Here is a 22,626-nt window from a genome sequence, read left to right on the forward strand (position 1 = left end):
GACGGCGTCCGGTCTACGGGTTAACCTGACAGAAAAAACCTTCTAACTGCTTGCACATCCCTTCATTCAGGTAGCACTTAACAAATTTGCCGCTACGTTCCACCCGGATCAAATCTGCGTTGACCAATTCCTTGATATGATGGGAAACGGTGGGTGCGCCTATGTTCAACGCATTGATAAAGTCGGTTAGTGCGCAGCCCCGTAAATCTTTCGAATCCAACGATTGCTGGCGCAAGATTTCGGTATACATTTGCAGTCGGTTAGGGTGAGACAAGGCTTTGAATGCCTTCGCCAATATACGGTCGTCCATCAACCGGCCTCTTCATCTGAGTATCATAATGTGACAAGTATAGAATTGTAGCAGATTACCGAACAGGCTATCCCCCGCATTAGCCCTATCTTATAATGCGGCCCTATTTCGCGAGCAAGAAGGTTGCAGTATCTATGCCGTCACAGGAATATCTAAATCGGTTTGCAGGCATCGAACGCCTATACGGTGCGGGCACTCTGGAGATACTGCAACACACCCATATTTGTGTTGTGGGTATTGGCGGCGTCGGCTCCTGGGCTGCTGAAGCGCTGGCCCGCTCCGGGATAGGTGAGATCACCCTGATGGATCTGGATGATATCTGCATCTCAAACACCAACCGGCAGATCCACGCCACCGCAGATAATTATGGGCAGTTGAAAGTGGATGCTATGGTGCGCCGTCTGCTCAGTATTAATCCTGAATTAAAGTGCCACGGGGATGCCGACTTTGTCACTGCAGGAAACGTATCAGAGAAGCTAACCCCTCGATTCCATTACGTTTTAGATGCGACTGACGCAGTGAAACATAAGGTAGCGATGATAGTGCATTGTAAACGCAATAAAATCCCTGTTTACGTAGTTGGCGGGGCCGGTGGCCAGATCGACCCGACCCGGATTCGCTATGCCGATCTGACCCGGGCCGAGCAAGACCCCCTGCTGGCACTAGTGCGCAAAAAATTGCGCCAAGACCACGGTTATAGTAGTAACCTTAAACGTCGCTTCAGTATTGAGTGTGTCTATTCTGATGAGCCCCTGATGTTTCCTCAGGCCGATGGCAGCGTCTGCAGCAGCCGACCGCAGCGCCAGGAAACAAATAGTCTGCGGCTGGATTGCAGCGGCGGAATCGGCGCCTCAACCTGTGTCACTGCCAGTTTTGGATTTGTCGCTTGTTCGCGTATTATTACCCGACACCTGTCTAAAGCTCGTACAACCGGTTCCGTCAAAGGGACATTAATAAATCAGTAAGCCGGACATTGAGCCGCGCAGAGAATAATGATAATGAAATTGAAGTTTTCCGCATCGCCCCTTAGCAATGCATCGAGCAAACGTTTTCTTTTCCGTGCGACATTAGGTTTTCTTTTTGCGGTGATATGCAGCCCGCTCCTGGCCGCCGATTCAGAACCGATGAGCAAGTTTATGCTCATCGGCTCCGACGCCTACGAAGTCGTGCTGGAACCCCGGTCGCTGGATCAATACGGCGTGAACCCAGCAGATTATTCCCACCCGCATTACCATATCCATCTACAGAAGTACCCGCTCAGTGTTGGCCGGGTTACTGAAATCGACGGGCAATGGCAAGGTATGCTACTGCACCGGGATCAGGTTTTACTCATTAACGATCTGACCGACGATAAACCGCAGGCATTGCTGCAACAACGTTATGCAGCCACACCGGTTCCAGCAGAGTTGCCCCTCGGGGAATGTGGCAGTAGCCCTGCGCTGCCGGAGCAACTTCAGCAAAAGTCACAGCAATACCAATCGCAACCCGCGAGCGCGTCGCTGGCCACCATGCTGGCCAGCCAGGTAAACTACGATTCCATTTGCAGCACCCAGGTCGATGGTATCTGCCTGGTCGCCGAGCTGACCGTCATTTTTGATACCAAATTCAGAACCGAACATTTTGGCACCAGTTTTAAAACTCAGGCCATTGCAATTCTGGAAAACGTGGACCTGCTGTTTAAGCAAAACTTTCATATCATCTTCAATCGCATCAATATCGATTACACTGCGGGCGATACGCTGGGGAATAGCCTTGAAATTGATGAAGTGCTCAGCAACCTGGGTATTGCCCGTATCAATGACCCGAGACCTCAATACGATGTTAATACGAATTCGGTCATGCATTTTATTACCGGCCGTGATTTCACATCCAGCGGTGATTCAGCCATCGGTCTTGCTTATACGTCGGATTACTCGGACAGTGGCAGACTTGATGAGCCCAGATTATGTACGCCCATCGCCTCCGGTGTATCACAGGTATCCGGCTCATCCCAAAACGAAAAAATCACCTTCACCGCACTGACTGTCGCTCACGAAATCGGGCACAATTTCGGTTTTCTGCACGACGGTGACGACAACCCGATTGCGAAAAACTGCAGCGACGATGAGTTCATCATGGGGCCCTTTCTAACATCCGGCCTGGATGAGTTTTCGATCTGCTCCCGCAACGCACTAAAAGCCAACATCAATGCCATCAGCCGAATTGAAGACTGTTTCGATCTGCCTTTTGACTTAACCCTCAGCGAACGAACGGATACGGTGAAAAACGTCGGCTCACTGCAACCCTTTAGCACCGCATACGACGTCAATTTCGAAAGCAACAGCAGTCTCGCGACGGTTGCAGTCACCGGCACCCTGAGCGGCAGTGGCGCTACGTTCGCCGCGGTGACGACCGGCGGTACAGCCTGCACCTTGAGTAATGCGGATCAAACCTATAGTTGTACGTTATCTAACCCGGAAGCAACAACACCGGTAAACCTGACGATCAATCCAACAGGCCCGGAAATCTCTCTGCAACAACGGGTTAATATCGTTAACGGGCAAAATCTGTTCGAGACCGACTCCACCAACAACCAACTTGACTCGACTATTGAAGGCCCCCAGCCAGGCTTGGCTCCGATTAATTTGACCGTCAGTGGCAATGAGACTGCCGCCACCATTTCCTGGCAGGACCGATCCTACGATGAGACCGGGTTTAACCTTGAGAAAAGAATCAATCAGGGCAACTGGGAAATTATCGCCAACCTGGCTCCGGACACCCAGACCTACACCGACACCACGCTAACCGACGGCAACCGCTTCTATTACCGGGTCACTGCCACCTTCAGCGATGGCAATACTGGCACCAGCAATGAAGCCGACATACTGATCGACACGCCCCCAATTCCGATCGTCGCACCCGCGGCGTCCGGTGGTGGCGGTGGCGGGCTCGGCTGGCTCAGCCTCGCCCTACTCATGATATTCTCGCCGCTACGCAGAGCAATCGACAAACGGGTTTGATCACACATCGATGCTTTTGTGACCAAATCCACAAAAGCATCTCGCTTATAGGCGCTTTTAAACCCAGGTGTGATCCAAATAGCGGTTCCGACCCACGGGATTTCCCCGGACGTACTACACTGTTCAAAACAGATTCTTGAAGAGTTCTAGTCATGTCCATATTTCATCAGGATGCTTTCTTCTGGCGACTGATTCATTTGACCCGTTCCTTATCCAATGAAACCGACAAATGGAAGTTGTTCGGCAGCATTCTGGACGAATGCCAAAACGTCACATTTTGCGATGGCGCCACCTTATACCTTTTGGAAGAAGACGAAGAAGGTATGCGCCTGGACTTCGCTATGGCGCAAAACAAATCGTTGGGATTAAATCAGAAATTTTGTGAGCCGGGCCAATCCGCCTTGACCCCCATTAACATACATCCCAGCGATTCGGATACCAGCCAAACACAGAGCATTGCTGCCTATTGTGCCCTGCAAAATAAATCGGTCTGTGTTGAAGATGCCTATTGCACAAACCAATTCAATGTCAGTGGCATCAAAAATTTTGATGACCTGTTCGATTATAAAACCCGTTCGGTGCTGTCGGTTCCGGTCGCCAAGCCCAACCAAAAAGTGTTGGGCGTCATTCAGCTTATTAATCCGCAAAACCCACTTTCCGGCACCGTCGCGCGTTACAGTGAGAGCCAGATCACCATCGTGGAAGCACTAGCGTCCTTGTTGGCGACGATTCTGGAAAGCGCCAAATTAGAACAGTCGGAAGGCGAACTGTTGATACGGTTATCACAGCCCAAAGCGGCAGATGCCATTTTTGAACGGGTACTGGATGAAGCCATGCGGGTGAGTCGGGCCGACGGGGCCACTATCTATTGGCTGTGCAAGCACCCCCCCCAGCGGCTGGAATTTGTCGCATTAAAAAACACCAGCCTAAACCTGAGCCTATCCCCGGCAGAAAGCGAAGCAAACACCATCGCTCCATTACTATTGGAAATCAACGGCGAAGCCAACCTGCATAACGTTGCTACTTTCACCGCCATCAGCAAGCAAGTGGTGAATATTGACGATGCCTACAACAACACCACGTTCGATTTTTCCGGTATGAAAAGCTTCGATCAACAGCACGGCTACACCTCCCGATCTTTTCTAAGTGTCCCGCTAATGAACCACGAACAGGAAGTGATTGGGGTCATGCAATTAATCAATGCCCGCAATGCGTTCACCCAGGAGGTCGTGCCTTTCGCGCCAAGGCTGGAACCGATCGTCAAAGCACTGGCGTCTTACGCGGCAATGACTCTGGAAAATGATCTGTTACTGCACCCCGTAAGCGAGGAAAAGAACCCGGGCTTCAGGGCTCAGCGCTAGCCTTTAGGCTGCGCCATCGATGTGCAGTGTTACGCACTGCCCCCAATCAAAAATAATACGATCCCGTCATTCTGGTAATTTGTCACAAAATAGGGTGGCATTTTGCCCATAATAATTATCCAGAATTACAACTACTATGTAGCCAGATGCTCTGGAAGCGGGCGAATTCCCTCTGCTCCCGAGCATCCGACCCGGAGTGCTAATCCGGGGATCAAAACTATGAGAGCACCACGCTGGCCATGAGTACGGACGCTCTGGCAAGGTCAGTATGTGCTGGTAAGGGATGCGAGCCCCTTGCCAGCACTTTTTTACCCACTTTGAGGCACACACTTTGGTCTCATTGAGCAATATCAGGGGATATTTGTACTGTTCCTAGTCAGCCTGCGAGACACACGTTTATGTTAGCACCCTCATTCGATTCCGATATTCAAAGTGCCGTTGCCGCAGCTCAAGCCTGGTTAGCGTATGAAGGTGTCGCTCATGTTTCCTCATCCAGAACCAGCACTGGCGATACCATTGTGGTATTAACAACCTGTAATCCGGCTGCAATCACAGCTCCAATACCGTCCACCTTCCAGGGCTTTTCCGTCATTTTCTGTCAAACTTCTGCAAACTAGGCTACATTGGCAAGCTATATTGGGCAGTTTATACTAGCTCCCTTACGTCATCGCCCCGCTCGCATCTAATGGGGCACGAGGTGCTTTCAAGCAGCACGAGTCTATAACGGACGGGATTCGAGAGCTTTATGCATTGCCTATCATGCGGATCTGACAATCCGGCTTTTCACACCTTTTGTTACCACTGTGGTGCTGTCCTGAATCCCTCACAAGAAGCGGGCGAACAGGCTACGCCCGCCCCTAACACCCGGGACCTAATGCCCGAACTTAAAAAAGTCTCCATTCTTTTTGTTGATATTACCAACTCTGTTCACTTGATACATAAGCTCAAACCGGAAGAAAGTACCGACTACCTCGACCCCACCATAACCAGTCTTAAGCAATGCGCTCACCGATACGGAGGCATGATCAACCGAGTGGATGGCGACGGCATGATGGTGATCTTTGGTGCCCCTGTATCCTATGAAGACCACGCCACCCGCGCCTGCTACGCCGGGCTGGATATGCTGTATGCGGTTCAGGCCGAGTTCGAACAGACGCAAATCGCCGTGCGCATCGGAATCCATTCTGGCGAAGTATTGATGAAACCGTTCTATAACGATTTCTCGGTCGACTACGAAGCCCTGGGGCCCACCGTTTATCTCGCGCATCGAATGGAAGTGCTGGCGCCCCCGAACAGCGCCATCATTTCGCGGGAAACCTTTAATCTGGCCAAAAAGTCCATCAAAGTACTGGATCAGGGACTGACCAATATAAAAGGCCTGGAACAACCGGTTGAGGTTTATCAGCTACAGGGCAAAATCTATCAAACCGACGGCGAAAAACGCCTTTTGGATGACTCCCCGTTTATTGGTCGCGAGCAAGAACTGACCCAACTTTACAAATATTTGCGGGATGCACCGCTGCCACAAGGACACTGTGTCGCTATCTGTGCAGAACCCGGTGTTGGCAAGTCCCGTCTGCTATCGCAATTTGAACAAATTATCGATCTACAACAGTTTCAGGTGCTGCGCTCGGGATGTGATTCCCATAACCGCCATGCATCCTATCTGCCCTTCTCCAATTTATTACGCAACTGGCTGAATGTTCTGGAAACCGATACGCAGCTGCAGATCGCACAAAAACTCAGAGACCGGATCCGCGTTTACGGAGACGTTCTCAGCGCCTCTTTGTCAGCCTTCCACTTCTTGCTGGATTTGCCGATCCAAAACAAAAGCTGGAATAGTCTCGAACCGGTGCAAAAAAGACAGCAGGCGCGTGATGCTTTCCGAACCCTGCTTGGCATCATTGCCGATGCCTGCCCCTTGGTGATCGTACTGGAAGATCTGCACTGGATTGACGCCGAAAGCCAAACCTTACTGGAACAGATTGCTGAAGTTGTAAATGACCACCCGTTATTTCTGATTGTCACCTTCCGGCCGGAATACCAATCCCCCTGGCTGGAGAACAACGCGGTAATAATCGAGCTGAATCCCTTCACTGCGCACGAATCTAACGACTACTTGCAGGGTGTACTGGGAACGGATCCCGGCATCGTGCCCTTGTGTGACGAAATCAGCGTACGCTGTGAAGGCAACCCGCTGTACATAGAAGAAATGATCCATCACCTGATGGACAGCAACCTAATTTGGGGCGGACCCGGTAAATATTCCTCCACCCTGGCAACGTTGCCCAAATCTTTGCCTCTCACCATTCACTCGGTCATCGCAACCCGTATCGACCGACGCTCCAAATTAGCCAAGAATATCCTGCAAGCGGCTTCTGCTGTTGGGCAGCGTTTTTCTTCCGTTTTACTGGACTACATTACCGATATCCCAAGAGATTACGCCAAACGAGCCATCGATGAATTAATTGAATCCGGTTTAATCGTTAGCCTGGGGGACTCGCCAACGGATGACTTTGAATTCAAACACGCCCTGGTTCACCAGGTTACCTACGACACCATTCCCCGGGAACGCAAACGTCTGACCCACGCCAGTTTGGTCAATGCTATGGAGTCCCTGTATAAGGAACGGCTGGAAGAGCATATCTATCGTTTGGCAGAACATGCGTATCTGGGCCAATACTGGCACAAAGCGGTAGAGTACTATCTTAAATCCTGTTATCACGCAATAGGGCGATCCTCGCATCAGCAAGCGGTGTTGCTCCTGGATCGCGGGCTGGAAGCTCTGCGTCATTTACCCTTAAACAACGACACCCTTGGCCAGCGCATTGATTTTCTGGCCGTGGGTATGAATGCACTCATTCCGTTGGGGGAACAAGATCGCTTGGTGCGGGATTTGCGGGAAGCTGAAAAACTGTGTGATGCAGTTGGGGAACCTCGCCGCACTTGTTCAATACTCTGCCAATTAAGCAACGCGCTATGGATGGTTGGCGAGCACCCGGAAGCCCTCGATGCATCATTGCGCGCAGTGGCACTGACCCACGAAATTGATCACACCCCCTTGCGAATCGCAGCGAATTACAACCTTGCCATGGTTCATCATGCCATGGGCAACTTTGATGACTGCATTGCTCTGGAAAAAACCATCGTCAGCGCCTTGTCCGGCGATATGGAAGTAAGTCGTCTGGGCTGGACCGGCTATCCATCGGTTTTCTGCCGCACCTTTTATGGGAATAGCCTGGTGGAACTGGGCCGGCTCGCGGAGGCTAAACAGGTCATTGGGCGCGGTATCGAGATTGCCGAAGGTGCGCAGCACCCCTATTCCCAAGCCATGATTTACGACACCCATGGCTACTATTTATTGGCCATCGGCGAGTTTGAGAAGGCGCGGGAAATCCTGCAGCTCGCTCTGCGTATATGTGAAGAATATGCCATTCTTACCATGGTTCCTGCTGTCTCGGCTAAACTCGCGGAAGCCCTGGTCGGGTGCAATAAGATGACTCAATCCGCGCAGTTGCTTGAGCAGGCACTGCAACCCGCCTGCTACCGAAAAGGGGGGCGCTACACCTGGTTTTATTTATACAAAGCCATGACAGATCTTCAATTGAACCTGAATGAGCCGGACAAAGCACTTGGCTACGCCAAAAAAGCCTTTACATTAACCAGAGAAACCAACGAAAAGGCGCATCACGGTTGGTCCAGCCTGCAGTTGGCAAAAGTGCAGGCCACACTTAACCAGAGTGTGCACAGTATTCAGCTCGTTGATATTGCACTGGACATTGCGAACCAGAAACGCATGGCATTATTGGGATATCGAGCGTCTGCATTTGCCTGTGAGATGCAATTCCGCAACAATCAACCCGACACCAGCCTGACCTACCTGGATATGGCGCACTCATACGCCCAGAGAATCGACCACCCCTATTATTTTGAGCATTTTAATTTACTCAAGCGGTTGACCGGCTCACTCACAACGTAAACTCATACTGGCCGGCATTTTGTATTTTTCCTGCATCAGGCCTGCTTTGCCGGCGGCAGGCCGAACGTTTTTGAACTCCAGCAATAACTTCAACGCTTGCCTGATTTCCAGCAACGCAATGTGAGCCCCCATGCAGGCATGAGGTGTCCCGTCCAAAAATATAAGGGGTTCATTATCCGGTGCTGGCACGCCATTAACGGCGGCCTCCCTCAGCGTCGCCGCCATGCTTACCTGAGGCAGCAAACAGATGACCGCTCCCGGCTCAATATTCAGAACATCGCCCAATGTGGTGGTATAAGTTGCTCCACTGGTACAATATCTTGGCACCAACGGAGCCACCGGATTCAAGCGCAAACAATCCGTAATAACCGGATTCAGCAAAGTATCGATGGCAGCTTCGGTTTTGTCATCCCGGGCACCTTGTTGCCAAGACGTCAGCAGACGGGTGCACTCGTCCGAGCCCCGCGCCATAGCACAGATACCTGCGGCAAGATCCTGCCCCATCCCCAAAAGCGTGGACACTACCAATGCAATCCCCTTACTCGTTGTGTCGGTGCTGCCGACCATAAACTCCAGCATTGATTGCCGAACGGTTGCCACCAAATCTGCATCATTAATATTGTCATCGGATTGATACAGTTCGATTAATCCGTGCAACACCGTGGGCTGTTTGGTCCCCTCTATCGCCTGACGTATTTGGTGATCAATAACGGGTACAAATTCTTTGGCGGCGTTAATTGCCAGATGCGCAATGTGTGGAACATTGTATTGATTCAGGAAAACCTCCAGAAACAACATACGGACCCAGAACAAAAACGTGTCATCCTCGGTTGTTTTGAAACCGAGTTGCGCGTAGTTTTCCTGCCACGCCGCGGGCAACATTGAAAAATCCGAGCGATCAAAATAATGTGCAATCTGAGTACGGGAAACTGGCGCCCCCTGTTCTGCTGTTACCGGCCGGATTCCGTAAAACGCCTTAATCACCGCCAGTGGAAGTCTGCGTGACAAGCCTTCGACCAAGTCAATAGACTGTGTCTTCCGAAGTATATTACGGGCACGCTGCAGTTCCGGTTCCAATATACGATCCAACATCGAAAGCGCCGGTCTGAGCAAGGTCTGCAATCGTTCCTTACGCTCCGCCCGCTGTTGAGAGACGGGCGAAGATAACAACATATCCGACCCCGTAAGAGCGCTGATTCGCTTTCGATAAAGATCATTGGTGAACAGATTGGGCAGCGACAGGATACGGTTCAACTCCTGACGATGCGCAAAATAGTAATAAGGGGTACGCGCTCCGTTCTCTTTATCCACCCACAGCTTGACAAAACGCTTACCCTGGATCAGTTCTGTTGAATCCACATAGCGAGCAACCTCCAATGGGTCAGACTCATTTGGATCAAACGGGTCAATTCTCTGCTTGAACACCCTGAACGGGTTAGTGGTTTCTGCTAGTGACGCAATCCGGGCTAATCCGCGTTTGCCGGGCGTTAGAAAATACTCCCCTCCCCGAACGAAAACAAACTGCTGCAAACCGCTAACAGGCATCGACTCCTGATCAACAGGAAACGAAGAGGCGCCCCCCTGCTGCCGATTTCCGACTATGGGGTCCACGACCGGAGAAGGGAAATACATAAAGTCGCAATTATTGATCCAGTTTTTCTGGATAAATTCGAATTGGGAATCCAGTCGGGCGTTATAGCAAAAAAAATGCAGCCCACGAACCGCATCCGGCGCCTGCTGGGGCCGGGTGCCTGGCTCGATAAAAGGCCCGTAAGCCATGCCCCGGCGGATAATCCGGTGCTGATCCACACGAAAGGTGCCCTCATTGACGCCACGGGTCAGTGTCAATCGCGGGTTTACGCGGCGCATGTGGGACGCGAATGGGCAGACCTTTCCGTCAGGATCATCACCAAAATCAAATTGGTTGTCGCGGATTCCGGTTGCCTTTTTCGTTAGCGGCTCCCCATTTAATTTTCTACCGACCATTTGCTCCGCAACGACATTGCCGCCTTTATTTGCACAGAATGCGCGAAATCCTTTCACATCCTGTTCAAGCTTCCTATATACAAGAAACGAACCATTCATGGTTAAGGCGTGATAAGCACGTTCAATCGCATCTGCCGGTACCGGCAATGTCGGATCGGCCTCCGGGCTATTCTGGCGTCCAAGATTCGCCGTCGCCAGTTCATCATAGTAACCCATCACGAATTCGCCCAGCGCCAAAGGATACCACTCACCATCGTTGCTTCGCTTTTTTCCGACACTGCCATAATATGCCTGGGCTCCGGCAACCTGGGGTTGCGATATGCCGTCATCAAACCCGAAGTGCTCTTTCAACCGGGTGCCGTAACGAATCACGTGAGCCTGTTCCCGTTGCAGGATTTCTGCCCCTGGAATCGTTGCAGCGCCATCTAACAGGGCATTCCAGCACCGATCGATTTTCTCGAAATGCAGCTCCTGCTCTCGCGCGGACCATTGATCCGGTGCTTTGAATTTTCCGGGCGTGGCACATTTCGCTTTCAACCAGGGCATATAATTAACTGCAATCAAACCATGCAAATGTGCATTCCCGTAGTAACCCTCCCAAACGGAAGGCGAATCAACACCGCTGTCACCTATAAATCGCGCCCGCTCCGCCATACCCTCCCGGAAAGCCACAGGAAACTTGTCCAACAGCGTTTGAGGCAGCCCCAGCCGAGCCAAGCCATTGAAGCTGAAAGCAATATTCGTGAAGCACTGATAATCCCCAGCCAGCCTAATAGCTTGCGGATGCTGGATATCGAACTCACTTAACGTCAAACCATTCAGCAACTCGCTTGCAAGAAAAGCTGAGAAAGCAGAAGGGTCACGGATATGGAAGAAGAAATATTTTGCTGCGGCAGGTCTGGCACTGCTGATTACGTGAGCCTGAATATCGTCTAGCTGAATGGCCGATTCGGTGGTGTTCACAACGTTGCCCCGTTGTTTCTATTCACTAAGATACGATTGGTTGCTCAGAACAAACTGCTGAAATTGCTTATAAAAACCTTCTGGATCAGATTGGCCGGACTCACCGTAACGCACCACAAACTGGTCGAAGTTGGTTTTAAACCGCCGCAAAGAATCCCGCCGGCGCAAAGTTTGCTGAGGCAGCGCAGCATAGAACGCGCTGGTTGCAACCTGATGCTCCACCACATAGGCCCAGAAACTATCGAAATCGCGACATCCGCCAGGCGGATAGCCCTCGCAGTTGCTCCAGACACGATCAATATCGGTAGCAATCGTGTTCGAGAAGTCCCGTAGGTATTGCCACATACTGCCATCGTAATTGGAAGTGAAAATCAGCTTACTGGATTCACCGTGTTGCCAGATAACCCAACGTGCAAAATGGATTGTTTCGATAAGCCTGATGGGGGTCGGGATACCTCTTTCCTCTCGGTTCTGAACCGAATCCAGCACGCGTTGCAACATTTGCTTATAGGTCAGTACGCCATCGGGGGTCCTGCCTTTTTTAATATCGGTGATGATGGTGAGCTCGTTGACTCCACCCAGATAACGAGAATCCTGAACGCTTCCCACGGATGATCCCCTTACGTAATGTGTCGATACAAGCAGACATGATGTATAAATTGCTGAAATAATTCGCTAAACCGAGCGATGCACATTGGAGCAGGAGCGTATCCTTACTAACCATCAGCGCCACCAAAGCGGTGGCTAATAAATGGATTCTACTCGCTATCGAAACAATCGCAACAGAGTGACCGCTACGGCAGTTGAGACATTTTAGCCGGTTAACTCATTTTTTACCTAAATGACCTACATTTCATTACCTTATTTAAAATTGCGAACTACACTTAAGACGCTGAGTTTATTGTATCTTTGTATAGGTATTCCGATTTTCCGAGAGTAGTAGGTGTGGGTGAATGTCAAAGACCGTAGTAGCCTTTAGCCTGGGCATTTTGCTCGAGCTCCTGTTGCTGATGCCAATCAGCGCGGCTGCTGCACCGACCTATTCGCCTCTTGAAGCTGATGAAGTCGGTGATCTGGTGTTAGGGCGCCATTTGTATATGCTGGAGGACAGTTCAGGCACCCTGACCCTGGATGATGTGCGCTCTCGTGACACCCAACAACAATTTGAACCGGTTTTTTCTGATTCTCCCTATCTGTCTAGAACCCATTCCACCTTCTGGTTTCGCTTTCAGACCCGGTTTGATGTAAACGCTTTACCCCTGATATTGGAAATAGGCTACCCCCACCTTAGTCATATCACCCTGTATCAAATGAACGGAGATCAGCTGGTTTCCAAGATCCGCTCCGGCTACACCCAAAAAGATACCCGCATCAACTGCACACGGTTCTGTTTTCCGGTTAAACCCGCAGAAGGTATTAACACTCTCTATATTGAAGTGAACAGCGATTCCCCGGTTTTTGTTCCAATTAACCTGAGAACCGCACCGGAACAACTGGTCCACGAACGTTTAATCATGGGAATAACCACCCTATTCTATGGTGCGTTCATCGTCATGGCGCTGTTCAATCTCTTTCTCTACTGGTCCACCAGGGAAAAGAGCTACGTCTATTATGTTTTCTATATCGTCACGTTATTCTTATGGACGCTATCCCACGATGGCTTGCTCCGCGATCTGCTTTTTTATCGTAATGATTGGCTGTCGTCGTATAAAACCCATTTCATAATCACGTTACTCAGTGTCAGTGGAGGGGCCATATTCAGTCAGGAGTTTCTTAAAACAAAAGTACTGATGCCCATGTTGCACAAAGCATTCGGCTTCCTGGTGCTGGTAAGTTTGGCTGATATTGCCCTTATCATCGTATCCGGCAAGGTGATGCTGCCCAATTCTGCCAATATGCTGACCTTTTTTCTTAGCCTGCTGGGGATCAGCGCTGGCTTCGTGGGCATACAAAGAGGCATTAAAACAGCCCGCTTTTATCTGATCGCCTGGATCAGCGTCATCATCGGCGCAATGTGCTGGATACTCACCATATCCGGTATATTCCCCCTCAATCTGCTAACCGCATTCAGTGTACAAATCGGTGCGCTGCTGGAAACCATATTGCTAGCACTGGCATTGGGGGACCGTATCAATGTGCTACAGGCGGAACGCATCCAATTTGAACGAGACGCCAACAAAGCTCTGGAAGAAAGCAACCGCAGGCTGGCCGCCAGCAACCGCTTCAAAGATGAATTCCTATCGACGGTAAGCCATGAGTTACGCACCCCCATGAACGGTATTTTCGGGGCGTCCGAGCTACTGGAGCACACCCAACTGGATACCGTGCAAAATAAATACCTGACCACGATTGTACGCTCCAGCCGTGACATGATGGGCATGATTGAAAACATCCTGACCTATACACAACTTGAATCCGGTATCGCAGCCGCAGATAACCACCCCTTCCCTATCCGCAATTTCCTTGAGGACACGGCATCGCACTACCGCTCACGAGCGGTTATACAAAACCTGGGCTTTGAATTCGCACTGGATGAAACCGTACCCACAATCGTCAACGCTGATGAAGATAAGCTGAAGTTGTTACTCGATCACCTGCTGGACAACGCCTGCAAGTTCACCGACCAAGGGGAGATCAAGCTGGGAATAACCCTGAGTGAGACCGAACCGGCCAGTGACCAGGTTAAACTAATTTTCACCATCAAGGATACCGGTTGCGGAGTTCCAGATTCGCTTCAGTCTGAGATTTTCGATTCCTTCAAGCAAGCGGATGGCTCCCTTACCCGCCGCAAAGGGGGCCTGGGGATTGGCCTGGCGCTGTCCCAAAAAATCATCAGTATATTGGATGGATCCATGGAGTTTCATTCCGTTGTGGGTAAAGGGACAGAAGTAACACTGAGCTTACCCATGCAGCGCTCTGAAGCCGCGGCCGACAACCAACTGGGCTTTATCGCCGACGACATCGACCCCGAAGACATTGAAATCCTGGTGGTGGAGGACAACTACGTAAACAAGCTCGTGATGGAAGGTCAACTGCGGGTATTGGGTTTCCAGGTGGATTCGGCTAATAATGGTAAAGAAGCCGTGACCATGATGGAACGAAGAGTGTATGACCTGGTATTTATGGACTGCCAAATGCCCATCATGGATGGATTCGAAGCGACCAAGCTGATCAGAAAACTGGGCAACCAAAATGCGGACATCCCCATCGTTGCCGTTACTGCCAATACCAATATGGGCGATCGTGAAAGTTGTCTGGCGGTCGGCATGAACGACTACATTAAAAAGCCTTTTAACCAGTCGGCATTAATCAATGCCATCAACCGTTGGCTGAGCAAGGGCGACAATTCACCACCCCAAATCTAAGCGAATCAGAAACCGTGCGCCACCTGCTTCGGACGCTTCAATACTAAGGTCACCTTCTGAGTTTTCAACAATATCCGTCACAATAGCCAGTCCGATACCCTGCCCAGCGACCTGCTCATCTTTACGCGCCCCCCGTCGCAACACCAGGTTACGGTCTGCTTTTGCAATGCCCGGCCCATCATCATCAACGGTAATCCAAAGCGCACCATTGGCTATCCAGCCTCTCACTTTTACGCGGCTGGCGCCGAATTTACAGGCGTTATCCATCAGATTACCCAACACCTCCAGGCTATCTGCCTCATCCCAGGGCAACCTCAGCCCTGGACGAATATCCTGCTCAAATTCGATTGCCTTTTCCGCATAGACTTTACCGAGCACGGTGGCCATTTTGTGGTACACCGATAGCAACACCGCCCCCTGTGCGCTGCGGTTCGGTACCGCTGAAATGGCCCGACGCAATTGATAATTGACAATTTCGTCCATGCGTTCAATTTGCTGCAGAAAAACCTTATCGCTTTCTTCATCCTGATTAATTGACTGGCGAACCCCTTTCAGTACGGCCAAAGGGGTTTTCAAACTATGCGCCAGATCACCCAGGCTATGCTTGTAGCGCTCCCTGACCTGACGCTCATGCTCAATCAATCGGTTAAGGTTACGCACTACCGGCATCACTTCTACCGGATAGATTTTAACGAGCTGCTGCCGGGCTCCGTTTTCCACTTCACTCAATTCCCGGGCGAGCTTTCTGAAAGGTCTGAACCCAATATTCAGCAAGAAAAAAACCAGAGCGATAGAGACTATTTCGAGCCCGCCCAGCCAAGCCCAAAGAGTCGCTTCAAAGCTCTGGATCTGGGCAACGTAGGGTTGGTCTGACTCCCAAACAACAAATGTAAAGGGCAAATCCTTGCCCTGGTGCTCCCATAAAACCGTAAAACTGAGCTGGTAGAACTGCGCCTTATCCGGGGTTTCGTACTGAACCATATTCCATCGTCCAGGCTGGCCGAATTCAATGGGAGGTACATTATTTAACAGGTATGACTGGGAGTACCAAACAGGATCTTCCCCCTTAAACACCAGTGCAAAAAGCCCTGATTGCAAACGGTTAAAGCGTGGCTCTGAAAGCAGCTGCGGCAATTGGAGTTGGCCATCTTTGAATTCTGCTGCCGCCAGCATCCCATAAATCTGCAGTTTCAACTGTTCCTGGGCACGATCCTGGATACTGGCTTCAAAGGATTGCCGCAGAATCCAGCCCGCACTCATGGAGAACACCGCAAGAATCAAGGCCGCAACAAACAGAAACCGAATCCTTAGCGACGGCAAACCCTAACGCTCCAGCGCAAACCGGTATCCCCGGCCTCTTAACGTTTCAATCGGTTTGATGAGATTGTCCGGATCCAGTTTTTTCCGCAACCGGCCAACAAAAACCTCGATCGTATTGCTGTCACGGTCAAAATCCTGGGCGTAGATATGTTCGGTTAACACGGTTTTCGACACCACGTCCCCGGGATGAAGCATCAGGTATTCCAGCACTTTGTATTCAAAGCTGGTGAGTTCAACCGGTTGATTATTCAATCGGACTTGCTGGCTCGACGTATCCAAGGCAATCGGACCCACCGATATAACAGGAGACGCATGTCCAGCGGACCGCCGTATTAGTGCGTTCAATCGCGCCAGCACTTCTTCGATTTCAAACGGCTTAACCACATAATCATCGGCCCCGGCTTCCAGGCCGTTAACTTTGTCCTGCCAGTGTCCCCGGGCGGTTAGGATTAATATAGGAAACCGAATACCCTGCTCTCGAATACCACGCACAAGTTCAATGCCGTTCAGTTTGGGTAAACCGATATCAACAATAGCAACATCGTATTGATATTCCGTAGCCAGGTAGCGACCTTCTTCACCATCTTCCCCGCAATCCACACTGTAATTTTTTTGCTGCAATGCAGATTTTAATTGCTGCCTTAAATTTTGTTCATCTTCGACCACCAGAACACGCATATCACATCACCCTTCCCGCACGGCACCGGTCTGTTTATCGATAAACAGGGTTCTGATGCGCCCTTCGGGTAACAAAACTTTCACCCGATAAACCCGACTACCACCACGCTCTTCTTCGCTCACCGCCAAGACCCTGCCGCCGGTCCGGCTTTCGATCAAACGCGCCGCACCGGCATTATCCAGCTCCGCCAACCGGAGTATGGCTTGCGTATGGGTTACGAAAGAAAATGGATTGCTTACCGCAGACACAGCCGGAGCGCTAACCCCCAACACGCCAACCAACAGTAACGTGCATTTGTTAGCGCTTTCGCAACTGCCACGACTTAAAAGACCAAGCTTAAACATCTATTTTTTTACCTCGTCCCTAGATTAGCGCACCGATTATGAACTACAACTGAACCCACTGCGCGGTTTCGATTCATGGAGTCATAGGATTTACCGTGCAATATATAGACTAGTTAGAAAAATATTGCGGTAATTCATTACCTTAGCGTTTATATCAATTATGGCATAGGTGTTGCTAATTCTCCTGTAGGGAAGCAAATACGGCTTGACCTGATGACTAGATAAATACTGGAGGTACGACATGGGTATTAAAGATTCCGCATCATTCTTATTCGAGCTCACTCATCCGGAACAAACGGCAACGTTTAACGCGTTGAAAGATTATCTGGACAACATGTATTTCGCCTGACGCGACGTTTATTTCGCATCAGAGACGCTGCTCTAGACACAAGGCTGTGTGCATTCAGAGCAGAAAGCAGTATAAGCAACGTTAAGCAGTACCCCGCACCTATTCCCTCCCGCGAGTAAAGAGCCGGTAGCCCTGCCGGCTCTTTCCAAATTGCCAGGCTCCATTGACCCATGGTTCAAGTGCGCTTAGGATGTCCGGATCATTCTAACCCAGCGCCGAGGACCCCTAACATTATGCCGATGGACGCCCGTCCTCCCTTACATGCAATGTGGTTTCGCAACGATCTCAGAATCCTCGACAATCCCGCACTTCAGGCCGCCTGCTCTTCAGGCAGCAAAGTCTTAGCCATTTATCTCTATACGCCGGATCAGCACAAGCTTCACCATGCGGGCGATACCAAGCTGCGGTTTGTACTTGAAAATGCCGTGAGCTTGCGTAGGGATCTGGAACAGGCGGGCATCACCTTTGCTGCATTGCGTTGCACCACTTATTCAGACAGCGTGAACACGCTGGTCAAACTCTGCAAACACCACAATGTAACGCGGGTGTTTGCCAACCGTGAGATGGAACTAAACGAAATCCGTCGGGATCGCTCTGCGCAGCAAGCATTAGCCGCGGCCGGTACCGAACTTCAGTTCAGTCATGATCAAACACTTTTAAAACCGGGTTCCGTACTAACCGGTGCAGGTACTCCGTTCAAGGTTTTTTCGGCGTTTAAACGCGCCTGGCTGAAGGATATTTCAAACTGTGAACTCACGCCGTTCTCTGCGCCCAAAAAACAGACACCCGTCGAGATGGACTCCACCGCAGAAGAAGAAATCCTTTCCTGGGCACCAAAACAACCAGCAAATCAGTGGTGGCCCGCCGGCAGCCAGGTGGCGCAACAACAATTGGATTCATTTGTTCAGCGTTCCATTGAACAGTATAAAGAAACCCGCGATACCCCTTCAATTGACGGTACCAGTCGTTTATCACCGTACCTTGCTGTGGGTGCTTTGTCCCTCCGGCGCTGTTTTTACGAGGCTCTGCTTGCGAATAATATGGAGTGGGATTCCGGCAGTGTAGGCATACGAACCTGGATCAACGAGCTTATCTGGCGGGAGTTTTATAAACACCTAACCTGCTTAAACCCGGATCTCAGCAAAGGTTGCGCCTTTCAGCCCAAAACCGAGGCCATACCCTGGCTGCACGACCGCCAGCGACTGCAATGTTGGCAACAAGGTAAAACCGGTTATCCCCTGGTCGATGCCGGAATGCGGCAACTTAACGAAACAGGCTGGATGCACAACCGTTTGCGCATGGTTACGGCCATGTTTCTAACGAAGCATCTTTTCGTAAACTGGCGCCTGGGTGAAGCGTATTTTATGCAGAAGCTGGTGGATGCTGATTTCTCTGCCAATAACGGGGGCTGGCAATGGTCTGCCTCCACTGGAGCAGACGCAGTTCCGTACTTCCGCGTGTTCAGCCCGCAGCGCCAATCTGAACGTTTTGACCGCGACGGTGACTTCATTCGACAGTGGGTACCGGAATTGTCGACGCTGAATAGCAAGCAGATTCACAACCCGTCTGCGGCGCAAAGAGAAGCCTGCGGATACCCCGCTCCGATCGTCGATCACAAAACAGCGGTGGATCAGGTAAAGGCCGCGTTCAAAGATCAATTAAACTGACCTTGTTCAACGGTTGAAATCCCGACTAACGCACTCATATAGAAGTAAATTTCTAACCAATAACAGGTGGTTGTCCCCAGTGAGTAAAACAGACCCAGATACCCCTGACATTATTGAAGTGGACGAACTCCACTCTGACACTCGTTTGGCGCTCACCGATTCTTCGCTTCCCGATCGTCTTTATGTCATCCCCATTTCCAACAAACCGTTTTTTCCAGCCCAGGTACAGCCTATTGTGGTAGATGAAGAACCCTGGGCATCCACCATTGAACGTGTATCCAAAACCTCCCACCGCTGCCTGGCTTTGAGCTACGCACCGGAACCCGATGACGAAATGCTGCTAACCGATCGCTTTGAGCGTATGGGGTGCGTGGTACGGATTCACAACGTAGTGCGGGACGAAGGTAAAATTCAGTTTATTGCACAGGGTATCCGCCGCACCTGGGTGCATCAGTGGCTCCATAAAACACCTCCCCTGCTGGCCAGCGTCACTTATCCGCAGCCGCGGGAAGAAGACGCCCAGGAGGTCAAGGCCTATGCGATCGCGATTATCGATTCCATTAAAGAACTGGTATCGATTAACCCGCTTTACACCGAGGAGCTACGGGACTACCTGGATCGTTTCAGTCCCAACGACGCGTCTCCGCTGACCGATTTTGCTGCCGGCCTGACGACGGCTGACGCCGACGACCTGCAAGATGTTCTGGATGCCGTTGCCTTATTGAAACGCATGGAAAAAGTGCTCCTGTTGCTGAAAAAAGAACTGGAAGTAGCGCGGCTTCATTTGCAGATCAATCGTCAGGTCAACGCCAAACTGGAAGAACACCAGCGCCAGTTTTTTCTTCGTGAGCAGCTCAAAATCATCCAGAAAGAATTGGGCATCATTAAAGACGACAAGGAAAGCGACGTCGACGAGTTCCGTAAGCGTATGGAAAATTACGTGATCCCGGAAGCCGCGATGAAAAAAATCGATGACGAACTTAGCAAACTCGCGATGCTGGAGCTGGGCTCACCGGAATACGCTGTCACCCGCAACTACCTGGATTGGGCAACCTCCGTTCCCTGGGGTGTAACTTCAGAGGACAAACTGGACATAGATAACGCCCGCGTCACTCTGGACAAGCATCACGACGGCCTGGATGACGTCAAAGATCGCATTGTGGAATTCCTCGCGGTCGGTGCCTACAGAGGCCAGATCAGCGGCTCTATTTTACTGCTGGTAGGCCCACCCGGTGTCGGTAAAACCTCCATAGGGCGCTCCATTGCCGATGCCCTGGGTCGGAAATTCTATCGTTTCAGTTTGGGCGGAATGCGCGACGAAGCTGAAATCAAAGGCCATCGTCGAACCTACATAGGAGCCATGCCAGGTAAGCTGGTACAGGCTTTCAAGGATGTTGAAGTGAGCAACCCGGTCGTGATGCTGGACGAAATCGATAAGATCGGCAGCTCATTCCAGGGCGATCCCGCATCAGCGCTACTGGAAGTGCTGGACCCGGAACAGAATAAAGAATTCCTGGACCATTACCTCGATATTCGACTGGATCTGTCGAATGTTCTGTTCGTTTGTACCGCAAACCAGATGGACACTATTCCAGCCGCTCTGCTCGACCGGATGGATGTGATTCGCTTGTCCGGGTATATCACAGAAGAAAAAGTGGCCATCGCCCGCAATCATTTATGGCCCAAATGCCTATCCAGGGCCGGCGTCAAAAAATCCCAGCTAAAGGTGTCCAACCCCGCGTTACGAACCATTATTGAAGGCTATGCCCGAGAAGCCGGCGTACGCAACCTCGAAAAGACGCTGAATAAAATCGTCCGTAAATCGGTTGTGAAACTACTGAAAAAAACCGAATCGAAAATCAGTATTACGCCAGCGAATCTGGAAACGTATCTGGGGCCACCTATTTTCCGCGACGAGAAGCCACTGAAAGGAGTCGGAGTCATAACCGGCCTAGCCTGGACCTCCCTTGGCGGTGTCACCCTGCCGGTCGAAGCTACCGAGATTCACCGTCGCGATGCCGGGTTTAAAATTACAGGCCAGTTAGGCGATGTCATGAAAGAATCCGCCCACTTGGCTTATAGCTACGCCTCCTCGCGCATTACGGATTATGGTGGTAGCGGTGAGTTTTTTGAAAAAGCACATATTCACTTGCATGTTCCGGAAGGTGCTACTCCGAAAGACGGCCCCAGTGCCGGTGTCACTATGACCACAGCGTTAATCTCGCTGGCCTGTAATATGGCTCCAAAACGGCCTTTAGCCATGACCGGAGAGATTACCCTGACCGGCCAGGTGTTGGCGGTGGGCGGTATCCGAGAGAAGGTCATCGCCGCCAAACGGCAAAAGATCAAGGAACTGGTTTTACCGGAAGCCAACCGCAGAGACTACGACGAACTGCCGGACTTTATCCGCAAAGGCATGGTCGTCCACTTTGCCGAGCACTATCGGGACGTTTATAACGTAGTTTTCGGTAAGTAAATGTAAAAGCCCCGCAAAATAAAGCGCCCCCCGATGTACCAAATTCGACATCCGGGGGACAGGTCATTAAAATCTTGGGAATAAAATTTTATTCAGTGGCAGACAGATCCCATGCATAGACTACATAAGCTCCTTGAAAACAATCAAAAATGGTCAGAGAACATCACACGGGAAGACCCTCAGTTCTTTCAGCGACTATCCGAGGCACAAACCCCGGAATACCTCTGGATCGGCTGCTCCGATAGTCGGGTACCCGCAAACGAAATCGTAGGTTTATTGCCAGGCGAAATTTTTGTGCATCGCAATATCGCAAACCTGGTGGTCCACACCGATTTCAACTGCATGTCAGTTATTGAGTTTTCCGTGGCGGTACTCAAAGTAAAACACATAATTGTCTGCGGGCATTATGGTTGTGGCGGTGTCAAAGCTGCACTGGAAAACACCAGCCACGGACTTATCGACAACTGGTTGTATAGCATTAAAAACTTGTATTACCGCAACAAACACCGGTTTGAGTCACTGGCCTCGGAAGAGGATCGCCACAACTATCTGTGCGAGTTGAATGTTAAGCAACAGGTAAAAAATGTAGCGCACTCCCACGTCGTACAAAAAGCCTGGGAAAATGGGCAGGATCTTACGGTACATGGCTGGATCTATAGCCTGAAAGACGGCATGGTGAATGACCTGAAATACAGCATTCACTCTCAAGCCGACCTGGCTGATGAATACAGAGTTGCCAGTCCCAATAAGGAAGATGAATAATCCACTGGAGAACTCGGGGTAAAGTAAGAAAACCAAAAAAGGGAAGGCTTTCGCCTTCCCTAACTT

General features: G+C 50.7%; 14 protein-coding genes. 8 read left to right on the forward strand and 6 right to left on the reverse strand.

Annotated features, from left to right (window positions below; genetic code table 11):
- Positions 1-13: 13 nt before the first annotated feature.
- Entirely contained in the window at positions 14-310 is a 297-nt protein-coding gene (locus FT643_RS01680) for an ArsR/SmtB family transcription factor (RefSeq protein ID WP_156868940.1), read from the reverse strand.
- Between the two features lie 134 nt (positions 311-444).
- On the opposite strand from FT643_RS01680, the gene tcdA reads away from it, so the two are divergent.
- The 4 genes from tcdA (at position 445) to FT643_RS01705 (ending at position 8,649) form a co-directional block, all read left to right on the forward strand.
- A complete protein-coding gene (tcdA, locus tag FT643_RS01685; RefSeq protein ID WP_156868941.1) occupies positions 445-1,275 on the forward strand; it encodes a tRNA cyclic N6-threonylcarbamoyladenosine(37) synthase TcdA in 831 nt (276 codons plus the stop codon).
- Positions 1,276-1,308: 33 nt separating this feature from the next.
- A complete protein-coding gene (locus FT643_RS01690) occupies positions 1,309-3,309 on the forward strand; it encodes a M12 family metallo-peptidase (protein ID WP_198043240.1) in 2,001 nt (666 codons plus the stop codon).
- Positions 3,310-3,461: 152 nt separating this feature from the next.
- Positions 3,462-4,670 (forward strand): GAF domain-containing protein, encoded by a 1,209-nt coding sequence (locus FT643_RS01695; RefSeq protein ID WP_156868943.1) that lies wholly within the window; start codon positions 3,462-3,464, stop codon positions 4,668-4,670.
- 874 nt (positions 4,671-5,544) lie between these two features.
- Positions 5,545-8,649 (forward strand): AAA family ATPase, encoded by a 3,105-nt coding sequence (locus FT643_RS01705; protein ID WP_198043241.1) that lies wholly within the window; start codon positions 5,545-5,547, stop codon positions 8,647-8,649.
- Here FT643_RS01705 and FT643_RS01710 read toward each other — a convergent pair.
- Positions 8,635-11,598 carry a Dyp-type peroxidase domain-containing protein gene (locus FT643_RS01710; RefSeq protein WP_156868946.1) on the reverse strand — a complete coding sequence of 988 codons (2,964 nt, stop codon included), beginning with the start codon at positions 11,596-11,598 and terminating at the stop codon, positions 8,635-8,637. The two genes, FT643_RS01705 and FT643_RS01710, sit on opposite strands and share 15 nt — an antisense overlap.
- 18 nt (positions 11,599-11,616) lie before the next feature.
- A complete protein-coding gene (locus tag FT643_RS01715) occupies positions 11,617-12,207 on the reverse strand; it encodes a hypothetical protein (RefSeq protein WP_156868947.1) in 591 nt (196 codons plus the stop codon).
- A 344-nt stretch (positions 12,208-12,551) separates the two neighbouring features.
- Between FT643_RS01715 and FT643_RS01720 the strand changes: the two genes are divergently transcribed.
- Complete coding sequence (locus FT643_RS01720) at positions 12,552-14,963, forward strand: hybrid sensor histidine kinase/response regulator (RefSeq protein WP_156868948.1); 2,412 nt, start codon at positions 12,552-12,554, stop codon at positions 14,961-14,963.
- Here the strand turns inward: FT643_RS01720 and FT643_RS01725 are convergent.
- From FT643_RS01725 to FT643_RS01735, 3 genes are read right to left on the reverse strand one after another with little or no spacing between them, the layout of a single operon-like run.
- A complete protein-coding gene (locus FT643_RS01725) occupies positions 14,946-16,283 on the reverse strand; it encodes an ATP-binding protein (RefSeq protein ID WP_156868949.1) in 1,338 nt (445 codons plus the stop codon). The two genes, FT643_RS01720 and FT643_RS01725, sit on opposite strands and share 18 nt — an antisense overlap.
- A gap of 3 nt (positions 16,284-16,286) precedes the next feature.
- A complete protein-coding gene (locus FT643_RS01730; protein ID WP_156868950.1) occupies positions 16,287-16,961 on the reverse strand; it encodes a response regulator transcription factor in 675 nt (224 codons plus the stop codon).
- Positions 16,962-16,967: 6 nt separating this feature from the next.
- A complete protein-coding gene (locus FT643_RS01735; protein WP_156868951.1) occupies positions 16,968-17,306 on the reverse strand; it encodes a PepSY domain-containing protein in 339 nt (112 codons plus the stop codon).
- Between the two features lie 582 nt (positions 17,307-17,888).
- Here FT643_RS01735 and phrB point away from each other — a divergent pair.
- From phrB to can, 3 genes are all read left to right on the forward strand, one after another.
- Positions 17,889-19,322, forward strand: coding sequence for a deoxyribodipyrimidine photo-lyase (phrB, locus tag FT643_RS01740; RefSeq protein WP_198043242.1), 1,434 nt, complete (start codon positions 17,889-17,891; stop codon positions 19,320-19,322).
- Between the two features lie 79 nt (positions 19,323-19,401).
- Positions 19,402-21,798, forward strand: a complete 2,397-nt coding sequence (gene lon / locus FT643_RS01745; RefSeq protein ID WP_411267789.1) for an endopeptidase La — start codon at positions 19,402-19,404, stop codon at positions 21,796-21,798.
- Between the two features lie 111 nt (positions 21,799-21,909).
- Positions 21,910-22,560, forward strand: coding sequence for a carbonate dehydratase (gene can, locus FT643_RS01750; protein ID WP_156868954.1), 651 nt, complete (start codon positions 21,910-21,912; stop codon positions 22,558-22,560).
- The last annotated feature ends 66 nt before the right edge of the window (positions 22,561-22,626 follow it).

The sequence above is a fragment of the Ketobacter sp. MCCC 1A13808 genome, from assembly GCF_009746715.1.
Classification (GTDB): Bacteria; Pseudomonadota; Gammaproteobacteria; order Pseudomonadales; family Ketobacteraceae; genus Ketobacter.